Consider the following 12,718-nt stretch of genomic DNA (forward strand, 5'->3'; position numbering starts at 1 on the left):
ATGAGCGAATTTAACGATAACAATAGACTTAAATTTTACTGCGACGACGATAGATGTATCGACTGTAACGGCTGTGCGGTGGCTTGCGACGAGGCTCACGAGCTGCCTCTAGGTATCCGCCGCCGCCGCGTCATCACGCTAAACGAAGGCGTACCAGGTAAGGAAATTTCAACCTCGATAGCTTGCATGCACTGCGAGGACGCTCCATGCTCGCTGGTTTGTCCGGTTGATTGCTTTTATATCAGGAGCGATGGTATCGTGCTACACGATAAAGATATCTGCATCGGCTGCGGATACTGTCTATACGCGTGTCCGTTCGGCGCGCCTCAGTTCCCGCGCGAGGGAGTGTTTGGCGCCAAAGGTTCGATGGATAAGTGCACGATGTGCGCAGGCGGTCCGCTACCGACGAATAGCGAAGCCGAGCGCGAAGAGTACGGTCAGGATAGAATTTCCGAAGGAAAGGTGCCGGTTTGTGCGGCGATGTGCTCGACAAAGGCGCTACTAGTAGGCGAATCGGCTATGATAGAAAAAATCTACGGCGATAGAGTCAAGGCTCGCGGCTACGGCTTTAAAGACCTAAAACAAACTCCAACCTGGAAGCTCGCCTACTATGCTGGCGATAGGCTTAAAATAAAATCTTAAAATTTAGCTCGCTCTTGCCGAGATTGCGGGGGCGAGTAATCTCATCAAATTTGACGCGGTTTGTCTGCGTCAAATTTGACTCACGCTTCTTTGATTTCATTAAATTTTACATCGTTAGTTTGTCAAATTTGAATGCAGGCAAATTTGGAATAAAAGTGGATAAAATTAAGTAGAAAAAGGGCGGTCTCCCGCCCTAAATTTACGCTCTAACAGGCGACAAATACGGATTTGCCGAGTGCATCGACATCTCGTTTTGCTCTCTAAATTTGATAAACTCATCTTCGCTTAGACGCCTGATATTTGCTATCGTCATCTTTAGCGGCGTGATGCCTGAGAGCGGATCGGGATCGCCGGCGTTTGCTAGCTCGTTACCGTCGGCCTCGCTATAGTGGAAGGTCGTAAATATCGTGCCTTCTTTTAGATCCGGATTTACGCGTAGTTTGGCCGCGATCTGGCCGCGTTTGTTTTGTACGAGCGCGTAGCAGCCCTCCTCCAGCTCCCTCTCGCGAGCGATATCGGGACTCACCTCGATGAGCGCGCCCTCGATGCCCGCACCGTACTCTAGGGCAGGGCACTCTCTCGTCATCGTGCCTGTGTGGTAGTGATAGACCTTGCGTCCGGTCGTAAATAGGCACGGATAGACCTCGTCTGGTACTTCGCTAAGCGCGCCGCTACCGACCGGATAGCCGTCAGGAATATTCATCTTGGCTCTAAATTCGGCCTCGGCCTTTGCGCGTTCATTTTTATCCTCTACGTAAAGCACCGGCGCGAAGCGGAATTTGCCGCCCGGTAGCATAGACTTGTGATCTGCGTAAAGCACCGGCGTACCCGGATGCTCCTCGTCGGGGCACGGCCAGCTGATACCGCCTAGCTTGCCTAGTCTATAATAGCTTATGCCGCCGAAAAATTTAGGCATGAGCTCCCTTAGCTCGTTCCAAATTTGCTCAGGGCTCGCAAAGTCAAATCCCTCTAGCCCCATGCGGTTTGCGATGTTGCACACGACTTTCCAGTCGGGTTCCACACCGCTAACCGGTTCGCTAGCCTTGCGCGTTCGCTGGACGCGTCGAGAGGTGTTGATAAACGTTCCGTCCTTTTCTCCCCAGCCAGCTGCAGGTAGCACCACGTCGGCCTTGTGCGCACTCTCTGTGAAAAACAAATCCTGCACTATAAAGCAGTCTAGATGATGGACGGCGTGGACGAAGTGCTCGGTCCAAGGGTCGCTCATTACGGGGTTCTCGCCGTAGACGTAGAGGACTTTTAGCTCGCCGCTATCCATTTTATCCGGCGCTTGTGTTAGCTTAAAGCCCGGAACCGGATTTAGCTCAAAGTGCCATACTTTGCGCGCTTGCTCCTGTGCGTAAGGGCTATTTACCGCGCCTGCGGGGATGACGTTAGGTAGCGCGCCCATGTCGCATGCGCCCTGGACGTTGTTTTGACCGCGCAGAGGATTTACGCCCGCGCCCTTTTTGCCTAAATTTCCAGTTAAAACGGCTAAATTTGATAGCGAAAAGACGTTTGACGTGCCGTCGCTAAACTGCGTGATACCCATCGTGTAGCAAATCGCCGCCGCGCCTGCTTTAGCATACATCCTAGCTGCTTCTATGATGAGCTCTTTCTTTATACCGGTTTCGCGCTCGAAACGCTCAGGCGTAAAGTCCTTAACCGCTTCTTTTAGATATTCAAATCCCTCGGAGTACTTCTCGATAAATTCGCTATCTTGCAAATTTTCGGCGATTATTACGTGCATCATCGTATTTAGCGTTTTGATATTCGCTCCGATCGGGATTTGCAAGAAAATATCGGCTTTTTTAGCCATATCGGTGCGCTTTGGATCTACGACGATCATCTTGGCACCGCGTTGAAGGCCGCGCTGCATCTGCATAGCGATGATCGGGTGGCACTCGCTCGTGTTTGTGCCGATCAGTAAAAATACGTCCGTATCGGTCGCAAATTCTACCAAATCATTAGTCATCGTTCCGTTTCCTAGCGTGCTGGCAAGACCTGCCACTGTAGGAGCGTGTCAAAGACGGGCGCAGTGATCGACGTTGTTGCTACCCTGGGCGCGGAAAAATTTCTGGAAGACGTAGTTGTCTTCGTTATTTGAGCGCGCAGAGCTAAAGCCCATGATCGAGCTTGGGCCGTATTTTTCGACGGTGGATTTAAATTTATCCGCAAGGAAATCATAAACCTCCTCAAAACTCACTTCTTCAAGCTCGCCGTGCTTGTCGTAGACGCCGTTTAGCTTTCTCATCATCGGTCTGCTTAAGCGTTTAGGAGAGTTTACGAACTCCCATCCGAACATTCCTTTTAAGCAAAGCTCGCCGTCGTTTACGTGGTGGTCTTTGCTAGGTTTGGCGTCTACGATTCTACCGTTTCGCACGATAAGATCGATGCCGCAGCCCGTACCGCAATATGGACAGGTGGTCTTTACGATCTCTTCCATTTTTGATCCTTTCTGGTATTACTGAAAATTATGAGATTATTATACAACTGCAAATGTAAATTTAGTTTTAAAATTAGTATATTTTTTTAAGAATTATTTAAGTAATATGCAAATTTAGCATATTACTCTTTTGGCTAAATTTGTCTTTAAAATCGTATTTTGAAAGCAAAATCACATATTGGTCATTTTGATAAAATTTGTCCTACCGGTACTACTTTATAATAATCTATTAAAGATTTCTCGCTGCCGATAACTTGCTTATATCTCCATCCCATCCCTACTATACATCTTGCCTTTTATCTCATTTTTTACCTCATTTGGTTCGTCATCCAACAACCTGCTAAAATTCGGTATTAGATTGCTTATTTTTGAGATAAAACCAATAACCTTCATTTTAAAGTTTTCTAATAGAGATAACTTATCCTGTAAATTTTCTATCGTTTCGTCTTTAACTTTTACTTCTTCTTCTAGCTCAGATATTCTTTGAACTTTGCCATTTATAGAAGTTTGTAGTTTAACGATTTGTAGTAGCTTGCTTTCATTGTCTTCCTTTAAGGCATTCTCGTTACTTAACGACGCCTCCAGCTCTTCGTTTCTTTGTTTCAAAGACTGATTTGTTTTTTCTTTGCTTTCTAGATCTGTATTAGCTTCTTCGAGCTTGCTTTGTAGGGCATCGCTTTGGTCGGCTTTTTGTTTTAGTTTATCTATTTGCGCTATATCAGCTTCAATATTTTCTAATCGGCTTTTTAATTTATTGTTTTCATCTTCTTTTTGGATTAGCTCGGCCGAGAGGTTGCTTATTTGCAAATTTCTATCTTTTATAATTTCATCTTGATTATTTAGATTTGCGTTTGCTTCTTTTAATTTTTCGTTTTCTTGGATTAACTCTTCGTTAGATTGTTCTAGTTGATTATTTTTTGCTATTACTTCACCTTTGTTTAAAAGCTGATTGGTTAGTTCCTCGACCGTTTGTTTTAATTCGCTATCAGTAACTATGTTTATATTGTCCTTCATTTGATCTAAAACCAAATTCGTAAGACTTGTTATAAAAGCCTTATCGTCTCCGATTTCCAGTCTAAAATAATCTTTGCCAAACATAGACTCTTTCTTTTTTATATACCTCCTTGCTCTATCGACTATCGATTGTCTAATTTTGTTTTTAAACTCTTGCTCATTATTAAACTCTTTTTCATCTTTGTGCATTTGTTTTAAATTCTTATGTCTTGCCTTAGTGCCGATTTCGCCACGCATTGCTATGCCCTCAAATGCCGCTCCGCCCATTTCTTGCATACTTCTGCCAAATTTTAACGTCTCGCCTTTGCCGTTAAACCTAAGGTTTTTATGGTTTTCAAATTGGTAGTTTGTAAATATAAGTTGATAGTGTTTAGTCTTTTCATCATTGTGTTCGCTAATTAATAGACATTTTACTTTGTATTTAGCGCAATAATCGTTTGCAAATCTTCTAACTCTGTCGAGCGAGACCTGAGCGTTGATAAAATTTACTTCGGTTTTATTTAGCCCTTCTTTGGATTCTTTATTCCGATCGGTGCCGAAACTTATGACTATTTCGGAAAACCCGACCATATTTTCTCGCCAACGATTCTTTACCACCTTGCCGTTTTTATAGATTTTAGTTTGGGCTTCGTAGTCGACCTTCATTTTTTCGTGGTATTTTTTCAAGAGTGCTTTTATATACTTTCTATCGCTAAATTCCCTATCGCTATTAGGCATCTATCGCATATTGCCGTTATCGTTATATTCGCTAAGCACTATGTATCTATTATTACGGCTGTTGCCTCTAAGATATCCGATCTTAGAGGCATGCTTAACCTCTCTAACATTGTGCTCATACCTTATAATAGCCTTTTTGAGCGTCAAGAATTCGCTTCTTACACAAAGAACTAGGCTGTGTCCGCCTATTTGAAGAGCATCACTCATTTTTAGTCCTTTTCTTTATTATCTACTATAGAAATTAAGAGCATGTTTTAACCCTTTTTTGAAAAATATAAGTCGCGATGTCCGTTATCGCAAACGCTATGCGAGAATTCTTTGCATCTCCCATCTTTATATAACGCGGAATATCTCTGCCCTGCGATATACGAAGATCAAGAGTAGATACGCCGATGCCAAGAACCCCTGCGGTTTGCTTTCTGTCTAGAACTACCTTTCCTTTATATTGGCTAGATATGTGCTCAAGAAGCGTTTTGTACTCTACATCGTTATATAGTTCGTTAAGCATCCCATTTTCTCCTTATGCTTATTCTTATATAACTAATTATATGTACTTTTCATTTACTCTTGCTATTTTGAGTAGTTTTTGGATAGTTTTTGAAAAATTTTTAATACCCTATGATTCCTTAGGGTATTTTAGAGTAATTTAGGATAAAAAATGTTTTCTTGTTTTTAAAAACAAAAATAAAGCATCTTAGATTGACTTAGAAAACATGGCGAGAAATTGGAATATTAAAAAATTTCGGGAACAAATAGGGAACAAATTTTATAAAACTAAGAAAACTTAAAGCTCTTGAAACATTGTAAAAATCGGGGTTTTAAAAGGATTTTTGAATATAAATGGCTCCGGATGCTGGGTTCGAACCAGCGACCAAGTGATTAACAGTCACCTACTCTACCGCTGAGCTAATCCGGAACACTTGAAAAGAGCTCGTATTATAGACGAAAAGATATGTTTTGTCAATAAATTTTAGCTTAATTTATAAAAAATCGTACAGGGTCCGATAAATTTTTATAAAAGGCTAAAACTAGCCTTTTATAAATCCACTTGCAATAACCTTATCGCCATCATACATAACACAAAGCTGGCCTTGTGCCACACCAAGTGCATTTTGATTTAGCGTTAGTTTTGCTGTTTTATTCTCTTTATCAACCTCAACAAAAGCATCAAGTTTAGGGCTTCTATATCTTATCTTAGTTTCGCACTCAAATTTATCTTTATCTATAAACAAATTTACGTTTTCAAGCTCGACTACTTTTTGAGCCAAATCATCTTTTGTTCCTACAACGATCTCGTTTTTATCGGCATTTATCTTTATAACAAAATGTGGCTCATGGGCGCCAAAAACCTCAAAACCACGGCGCTTACCGATAGTATAGTGCATATAGCCTTGGTGGCGGCCGATTATTTTGCCGTCTTTATCAACTACGTTTCCTGGTAAATTTGTATTGTAATGCTTATTTAAAACTTCGATATAAGTATCTTCCACAAAGCAAATTTCACTACTTTCTGCCTGCGTAGCAAATTCTTCAAGCACTTTTACACTTCTTGCAAGCTCTTTTATATCTTTTTTAAATTTATCCCCAAGCGGAAAAATAACATCTTTTAATATCTCTTTTGGCACTTGGGCTAAAAAGTAGCTTTGATCCTTGCTAGGATCTTTTGCGCATGTGATAAATCCATCAATAACTTGCACATAATGCCCAGTAGCAAGCTTCTCACAGCCATTTGCCTTTGCAAAATCAAGTAGAGCGCCAAGCTTTATAAATTTATTGCACAAAGCACAAGGATTTGGCGTCTTGCCCTCTTTATAGAGCTTCACAAAAGGATCATAGACAAACTCGTTAAATTTATCTTGAAGATCCAAAATATGTACCTTTATGCCAAGATATTCGCCTACTTTTTTCACTTTTCTGATATTTTCTTCGTGATATCCTGGCTTTTGATGTAGCATCATATAGCAACCTTGCACTTCATGACCAGCTTCTTGCAGAAATTTAGCCGTCATAGTGCTATCTACGCCACCGCTCATTGCGACCATTATTTTCATATTTTTTACCTCTTTGAAATTTAAAAGGAGATATTTTATATCTTATTTTTAAATAGCCAAAATTTCATCTACAATAAGCTCTAAATCATCGGTGATTTTGTATAAATTTATATCTTCTTTTTTTATTGTTTTTTGGCTAACTAGCGTATTTTTTATAAATTCATCAAGCCCCTGCCAAAACTCACTCCCAAAAAGAAAAATTTTTACTTTTTTACTACCAACTTGAGCAAGTACTAAAATTTCAAAAAGTTCATCAAGAGTGCCAAAGCCACCTGGAAAGACGACAAATGCGACTGAACGATCGGTAAGTGCAAATTTTCTTGGGCTTAAATTTGAAAAGAGATATTTTGCTGTGACGTAAGGGTTTGTATTTTGTTCAAACGGAAGTCTCACATTTAGGGCTATGCTTGGCGATTTTGCACTATCAAACGCGCCCTTGTTTGCGGCTCTCATTATGCCGTCTCCGCCACCAGTTAAGATGGCATATCCCAGCTCGTTTAGCTTATAAGCTAGTTCATAAGCCTTTTTGCAGTAGAAATTTTCTTCATCAAATCTAGCCGAGCCAAAGAAGGTAACATTTTTATTTTTATATTTTAAGACGTTTGGAAAATTTAAAAGATCACTAACTAATTCATTATTCATTATTTTAACTGTTGAAGCCTCTCGCGTTTTGAGCCTATCTGAGTGATCTGGATGCCAAAGTTTCCATCGATTATTACAACTTCACCAAGAGCTATTACCTTATCGCCGATCAAAATTTCAAGCGGATCGTTTGCTAATTGATTTAACTCGATAACTGAGCCAATATCCATGGTAAGCACATCTTTTAAAAGCATTCTTTTTGAGCCGATACGAACACGAATAGGTAGCCTAACATCCATTATAAGCCCGATATTTCTCATCTCTTCAGCGCTAAAATCGCCCTTAGCTACATGAGGAGTGCTCGCTGGTGCAGCTGGTGCTTCGGTCTTTGTTGGCTCAAAAAATTTCATCAACGAATGATCGCAAGCAAAACCGATATGCTCGCTTAAATCTTCGATTTTGACATTAAATAAAAATAACTTTTCATAAACACTAAAATCAAGCGAAGAATTTTCATCTAAAAAATTTACATTTATTACTTCAAAATTTATCTTTGGCATGCCCTTTTGAGCACCTAAAGATGTACTAAAGGCACTAAAAAGGTTTGAAAATATCTCTTTTGCAGCGTCAAGCTCATCACTGCCTAAATTTTCATTCTTTGAAATTTCCTCTTCGCCCATCATCCATTCGCTAATGGCACTTATTAAAACTGGAGTACATACTATCTCTGTTTTAGCATTGATGTCGCCACTTAAAGAGATATTAGCCATCACTACCGGCGGTTTTATGCCATTTTGCGTTGGTGCATCAAATTCATTTCTTTCACCAACCTCTGGAGCTCTGCCCGTAAGTCCTTCGATAGTAGCTTTTAATTCATTAGAAAATATATTAAAAAAATCATTCATCATCTTCGTCGTCCTCTTCTTCTTCCATTTTGCGCTCATTAGCTTCATACGCCATCAGCTTTGCTTTTCGCTCTTCTTCGTATTTTTCTAAGATATTTTTGATCTCATCTTTATCAGAGCGTATTAACTGCTCAATCCTTATAGATTTTCTAAATCTATGAAGCCCAACCTCAGCTAAGAAAACTTCTTTTTTATCGATACAAACGATCGCCTTATCATCAGCTCCTCTATCAAGCCTTAAAATATCGCCTTCTTTTAAATTTAAAAACTCATTTACGCTAATGATCGACTTGCCAAGTATGGCTTCATATAAAATTTCTGCTCGTCCGATAAGTGTTTTTAGCTCTTTGTTTCTACTTTTTTTTGCACTTGTTTCGCCAAGCATAATGTCCCTGTTTGCAAGGCGTGAGAGTATCGGTTCAAGGTAGATGACTGGATAGCATAAATTTATCATACCGCTTGAGCCACCAACTATGATCTCCATAACGACCATGATGACGATCTCATTTTGAGAGACGATCTGCACGACATTTGGGCTACTCTCTTTGGCTTCCACATTTGGGTACATATCAGTTATCATCGACCAGCTCTCTTTAAGACGCTGCATGATCATTCTAAGTACCGCATCAAGCAAATTTACTTCAATGTCGGTTAGTTCTCTATTTGCCTCAAAATTTTCACCAGTTCCGCCAAGCAAACGATCTATCATCGGAAAAGCAATGCTTGGATTTATCTCCAAAACACAGTTTCCATCAAGCGGCTTTATAGAAAAGACGTTAAAGCTCGTTGGACTTGGTAAGCTCATCAAAAATTCGCCATAAGTCATCTGATCAACACTGTGAAGTCTGATCTCGACAATACTTCTCATCACACTAGAAATTTGACTAGCCAAATTTCTAGCAAGCTTATCATGGATGCCTTTTATCGCGCGAAGCTGCTCTTTACTAACGCGGTTTGGACGCTTAAAATCATAAATAATAATCTGCTTTTGTTCGCCTTGCGATCTCTCTTCGACCTCGATATTACTCGTATCGCCGTCTTCATCAACAACTTCAAGTAGCGCGTCTATCTCTTCTTGACTTAAAATATCAGCCATTAAACCCCCAAGCTACGCCTGATACGATCAAGCAAACGTTTATGAATTTGTGAAATTCTACTCTCGCTGATATTCATGATCTGGCTTATCTCTTTTAAATTTAGCTCTTCATAATAATAAAGCTGAACCAACATCTGATCTCTTTCGTCAAAATCTTTTAAAGCTTCCTCTATTTTTAAAATGAGATCCTCTCTCTCAATGCTTTTCTCGACATCATTTTGACCAATTAGCTCCATTTGCTCGTCTATTGGTAAGATAGTAATGATACCGCTAACGCCTCTTGCCTCTCTTATCTTTTCGATATCTTCGTTAAGCTTTTCGGCCAAATACTCATCACTTGGCTCTTCTTCAAATTCATTAAAGTAGTTATCTATCTCGCTATTTATGCTCTTTACGAGTTTTCTATCGCTTCTGCTAACAACATCAAGAGTCCTTAGATAATCAAGCATAGAGCCATAAATTCTCTTTTTGCCATAACCCCAAAAAGAGTCATTTTGCTCCTTGTCATACTTCCTGCTAAGTTTTATCATCTCTTCAACGCCAATGCTTATTAGGTCATTTGTATCTATGCTTGATGGCAACCTCTCTTTAAGTCTAAACGCCATTGCACGCAGTGCTGGCATATATTTTAAGACGATTTCGTCTTGTTCTTTTTTTATCGTATTTTTATAAGCGTTAAGCTGCTTTTGCTTTAACTCGTGCATTTCGCTTACCAGAATCAAAATTTTCAGCAGTCATTTTTACCATTATATTTTCCATACGTTTTTCCCTAGTATTTAGCTCAGAGATGAGATAGTCTGCGATCTCTTCGTGTTTTTGTTTATCAAAAATTTTAGTTAAAGCCCTTTTTACATCGATGTAGTTCATGATAACAATGTGAATTATAAGATAAAAAAACAAAGTAATAACTAGTGTATAAACTAGCATTTCGATAGGCTCACTCACCTTTAGCAAGGTAAAAACTATACCTACAAAAAAACCACAAACCGTAAAAAATGCTATAAAATTTTCTGCACGCAAAGCTCAATCTCCATTAAAATTGTTCTATCAAACGCTTAAAGAAGCCCCCAAAGCTCCTGCTTTGCTCATCGTTAAGCACTTTTCGTTCCAACCTATAAAGTAAATTCGAAGCTATCTGTTTTATCTGAGCACTAGGCTCAGCATAAGCAGCGTCGTCTGTAAAAAGCGTTCGTTGTTTTATACTTCTTGAAACATTCTTATCAGAAGCCACAAATCCTATAAGCTCTAAATTTAAGCTAGGCCCGATATTTGCATTAGCAACACGTTTGATATTTTCATAAATTCTAGTCGCTTCTGCTTCATTTTTTACCATATTTAAAAGCAAAAGCTCACTATTTTTAAACCTTGAGACGATCTTTATGACAGCGTATGCATCAGTTATCGCTGCAGGATCAGGTACAGTTACCACCACGACCTCATCAGCTGCCTCTAAAAATAGCTGCGTGCTACCGCCTATGCCAGCTCCAGTATCGATGATCAAAAAATCAAGCTCATCAAGCTCGCTCGCCTCGTCTAAAAACCTCTCAAATAAAAATTGATTGTTAAATTTTAAAATTTCATCACCGCTTTCACCAGGAATGAGGATCAAATTTTTATTTATAGGTATCAAGATATCTTTTAGGCTGCACTCGCCTTTTAGCACGTGAAGTAAATTTTTGCCCATTTTTACATTTAGGATGACATCAAGGTTTGCAAGGCCGATATCAGCGTCAAATAGTCCTACTTTGTAGCCATTTTTTGATAAAACATTTGCTAAATTTGCACTTATCGTACTCTTACCAACACCGCCTTTGCCGCTAGTTATCGCAATAAAATGCGTATTTTTGCTCTTGCTTTGAGACTGGACTAAATTTTGTAATTTTTGCGCTTGATTATTCATCGCTAGCCTTTTGCTTTGTAAAGCCGTCAAACACGCACTCTACTAAAAATTCGCTCTTTGCCTCCACAAGATCATCAGGTACCTCTTGACCCACGCTAAAGTAGCTAACCGGCGTGTTTGTCTCATATATCAGCGAAAAGACATTACCAAAAATTTTTGTCTCATCAAATTTTGTGATTATAAGTGTATCGATCTCTAAAAATGAAAATCCATTATAAATTTCTATCAGATCCTCAACCTTTGAGCCAGCCGAAAGGACCAAATTTACATCAATCTTTGCGCCACTATGCTTTAAAAATTTATCAAGCCTTTCAAGCTTTTCTTTGTCATACTGTGAATTTCCAGTCGTATCAATAAGTATCACATCACAATAATTAAGCTGTTTGATAGCATTTTGAAAGTCATCTATCTCGATAACATCGAGAATAGGAAGCTTCATCATTTTAGCGTATTGAAATAACTGCTCAACCGCTCCGATACGATATGTATCAAGCGTGATGATACCTGTTTTATAGCGTTTTTCATTGCCGTATGCAAAACGAGCAGCTAGCTTTGCAAGAGTCGTAGTCTTACCAACTCCGGTTGGGCCAACTAGCATCATGATACGTTGTTTTTTATCGCTTGGCTCTTTTCTGCAAGGTAGCATATTTCGCAAAAGCGAATAAAAATATCTCTTTACAGCAGTTGGATTACTCTTCATTGACACTGGTAAATTTTCAAGCGTCGTTTGCATGATAGCCTCTAAATGCTCATCTTTCATGCCACTTTGTTTTGCGAGTTTATAGATGCTAGCAAACTCTGGTGGGATCGAGAGATTGTTGCGATTTGGAGCTTTTTCGTCCCAGATCATGTCAGTTATCAGCCCTATTTTATCGCTTAGCACGCTTACTTGCTTTGCCACGTCGTCTATTTTTTTATTCATACCATTTGGTATGCTCGACTCTTTATCTTTGACATCATCGATATTTACATTTGCGATCGTGCTTATCTCTTTTGCAGCAGCTGAGATATTTAAAAGCACGCTCTCATTTGGATCGTAAGGCTCGGGTGATGCTGTCTTTGCCTCAAATTTAGCTGGCTCTTCTTTTATCTCAAATTTTGGCTTAGCAGGCTCATAGTTTTTATTAAATTTAGAGTAGGCATTTTCATAATTTATGGCTTTTGTATTTGGTTTTGTGGGTTGCTTCACGTCGTCCTCTTCGACGCTTACTAAAATTTCATAAAGCGGTTTTTTATTTATCGTTTTGGCTTGAATTTGTTTTGTAGTAACTAGTATGGCCTTTTCGCCGCACGTTTCTTGAGCCTTTTTCAAAGCCTCGATGGTGCTCTCACCTGTAAAAGTATGAAATTTTGTAGCCATTTATATCC

Annotated in this window: 13 protein-coding genes and 1 tRNA gene; 1 reads left to right on the plus strand and 13 read right to left on the minus strand. The window is 39.5% G+C overall.

All coding sequences use genetic code 11. The annotated features are described in order from the left end of the window. Nucleotides 1-642: a formate dehydrogenase FDH3 subunit beta gene (gene fdh3B / locus CYP54_RS05245; protein ID WP_103604462.1), complete on the plus strand. Its 642-nt coding sequence runs from the start codon at nucleotides 1-3 to the stop codon at nucleotides 640-642. Between the two features lie 199 nt (nucleotides 643-841). On the opposite strand, the gene CYP54_RS05250 is transcribed toward fdh3B, so the two are convergent. The 13 genes from CYP54_RS05250 to flhF form a co-directional block, all read right to left on the minus strand. Further along, on the minus strand, nucleotides 842-3,085 hold the full coding sequence (locus CYP54_RS05250; protein ID WP_258033669.1) for a molybdopterin oxidoreductase family protein: 2,244 nt from the start codon (nucleotides 3,083-3,085) through the stop codon (nucleotides 842-844). A gap of 258 nt (nucleotides 3,086-3,343) precedes the next feature. Next, nucleotides 3,344-4,816, minus strand: coding sequence for a coiled-coil domain-containing protein (locus CYP54_RS05260; protein ID WP_234399991.1), 1,473 nt, complete (start codon nucleotides 4,814-4,816; stop codon nucleotides 3,344-3,346). Next, nucleotides 4,817-5,023 carry a hypothetical protein gene (locus tag CYP54_RS10135; protein ID WP_234399992.1) on the minus strand — a complete coding sequence of 69 codons (207 nt, stop codon included), beginning with the start codon at nucleotides 5,021-5,023 and terminating at the stop codon, nucleotides 4,817-4,819. A gap of 34 nt (nucleotides 5,024-5,057) precedes the next feature. Continuing rightward, on the minus strand, nucleotides 5,058-5,324 hold the full coding sequence (locus CYP54_RS05265) for a helix-turn-helix transcriptional regulator (RefSeq protein ID WP_084040956.1): 267 nt from the start codon (nucleotides 5,322-5,324) through the stop codon (nucleotides 5,058-5,060). Between the two features lie 333 nt (nucleotides 5,325-5,657). Further along, nucleotides 5,658-5,732 (minus strand) — tRNA-Asn (locus CYP54_RS05270). Nucleotides 5,733-5,844: 112 nt separating this feature from the next. Continuing rightward, nucleotides 5,845-6,906, minus strand: coding sequence for a tRNA 2-thiouridine(34) synthase MnmA (mnmA, locus tag CYP54_RS05275; protein ID WP_258033671.1), 1,062 nt, complete (start codon nucleotides 6,904-6,906; stop codon nucleotides 5,845-5,847). Nucleotides 6,907-6,915: 9 nt separating this feature from the next. Further along, nucleotides 6,916-7,509, minus strand: coding sequence for an LOG family protein (locus CYP54_RS05280; RefSeq protein WP_087585564.1), 594 nt, complete (start codon nucleotides 7,507-7,509; stop codon nucleotides 6,916-6,918). After that, nucleotides 7,509-8,357, minus strand: a complete 849-nt coding sequence (gene fliY, locus CYP54_RS05285) for a flagellar motor switch protein FliY (protein WP_072594737.1) — start codon at nucleotides 8,355-8,357, stop codon at nucleotides 7,509-7,511. Before fliY ends, CYP54_RS05280 begins: the two co-directional genes overlap by 1 nt. Continuing rightward, complete coding sequence (gene fliM, locus CYP54_RS05290) at nucleotides 8,347-9,450, minus strand: flagellar motor switch protein FliM (RefSeq protein WP_054196277.1); 1,104 nt, start codon at nucleotides 9,448-9,450, stop codon at nucleotides 8,347-8,349. The genes fliY and fliM overlap by 11 nt, the downstream gene beginning before the upstream one ends. Then, nucleotides 9,450-10,154 carry an RNA polymerase sigma factor FliA gene (gene fliA, locus CYP54_RS05295; protein WP_021090868.1) on the minus strand — a complete coding sequence of 235 codons (705 nt, stop codon included), beginning with the start codon at nucleotides 10,152-10,154 and terminating at the stop codon, nucleotides 9,450-9,452. Before fliA ends, fliM begins: the two co-directional genes overlap by 1 nt. Further along, nucleotides 10,126-10,470 carry a hypothetical protein gene (locus tag CYP54_RS05300; RefSeq protein ID WP_021090750.1) on the minus strand — a complete coding sequence of 115 codons (345 nt, stop codon included), beginning with the start codon at nucleotides 10,468-10,470 and terminating at the stop codon, nucleotides 10,126-10,128. Before CYP54_RS05300 ends, fliA begins: the two co-directional genes overlap by 29 nt. 13 nt (nucleotides 10,471-10,483) lie before the next feature. Continuing rightward, nucleotides 10,484-11,350 carry a P-loop NTPase gene (locus CYP54_RS05305; protein WP_021090665.1) on the minus strand — a complete coding sequence of 289 codons (867 nt, stop codon included), beginning with the start codon at nucleotides 11,348-11,350 and terminating at the stop codon, nucleotides 10,484-10,486. After that, nucleotides 11,343-12,710, minus strand: coding sequence for a flagellar biosynthesis GTPase FlhF (flhF, locus tag CYP54_RS05310; protein WP_103604464.1), 1,368 nt, complete (start codon nucleotides 12,708-12,710; stop codon nucleotides 11,343-11,345). The genes CYP54_RS05305 and flhF overlap by 8 nt, the downstream gene beginning before the upstream one ends. Between the last annotated feature and the right edge of the window lie 8 nt (nucleotides 12,711-12,718).

The sequence above is a fragment of the Campylobacter concisus genome (assembly GCF_002914005.1).
Taxonomy (GTDB): Bacteria; Campylobacterota; Campylobacteria; order Campylobacterales; family Campylobacteraceae; genus Campylobacter_A; species Campylobacter_A concisus_N.

Bases quoted from the DNA above. Each gene is read 5' to 3' on its own strand.
- fdh3B (WP_103604462.1), top strand. From the start codon at position 1: ATGAGCGAATTTAACGATAACAATAGACTTAAATTTTACTGCGACGAC.
- CYP54_RS05260 (WP_234399991.1), bottom strand. From the start codon at position 4,816: ATGCCTAATAGCGATAGGGAATTTAGCGATAGAAAGTATATAAAAGCA.
- CYP54_RS10135 (WP_234399992.1), bottom strand. From the start codon at position 5,023: ATGAGTGATGCTCTTCAAATAGGCGGACACAGCCTAGTTCTTTGTGTA.
- CYP54_RS05265 (WP_084040956.1), bottom strand. From the start codon at position 5,324: ATGCTTAACGAACTATATAACGATGTAGAGTACAAAACGCTTCTTGAG.
- CYP54_RS05280 (WP_087585564.1), bottom strand. From the start codon at position 7,509: ATGAATAATGAATTAGTTAGTGATCTTTTAAATTTTCCAAACGTCTTA.
- fliY (WP_072594737.1), bottom strand. From the start codon at position 8,357: ATGATGAATGATTTTTTTAATATATTTTCTAATGAATTAAAAGCTACT.
- fliM (WP_054196277.1), bottom strand. From the start codon at position 9,450: ATGGCTGATATTTTAAGTCAAGAAGAGATAGACGCGCTACTTGAAGTT.
- fliA (WP_021090868.1), bottom strand. From the start codon at position 10,154: ATGCACGAGTTAAAGCAAAAGCAGCTTAACGCTTATAAAAATACGATA.
- CYP54_RS05305 (WP_021090665.1), bottom strand. From the start codon at position 11,350: ATGAATAATCAAGCGCAAAAATTACAAAATTTAGTCCAGTCTCAAAGC.
- flhF (WP_103604464.1), bottom strand. From the start codon at position 12,710: ATGGCTACAAAATTTCATACTTTTACAGGTGAGAGCACCATCGAGGCT.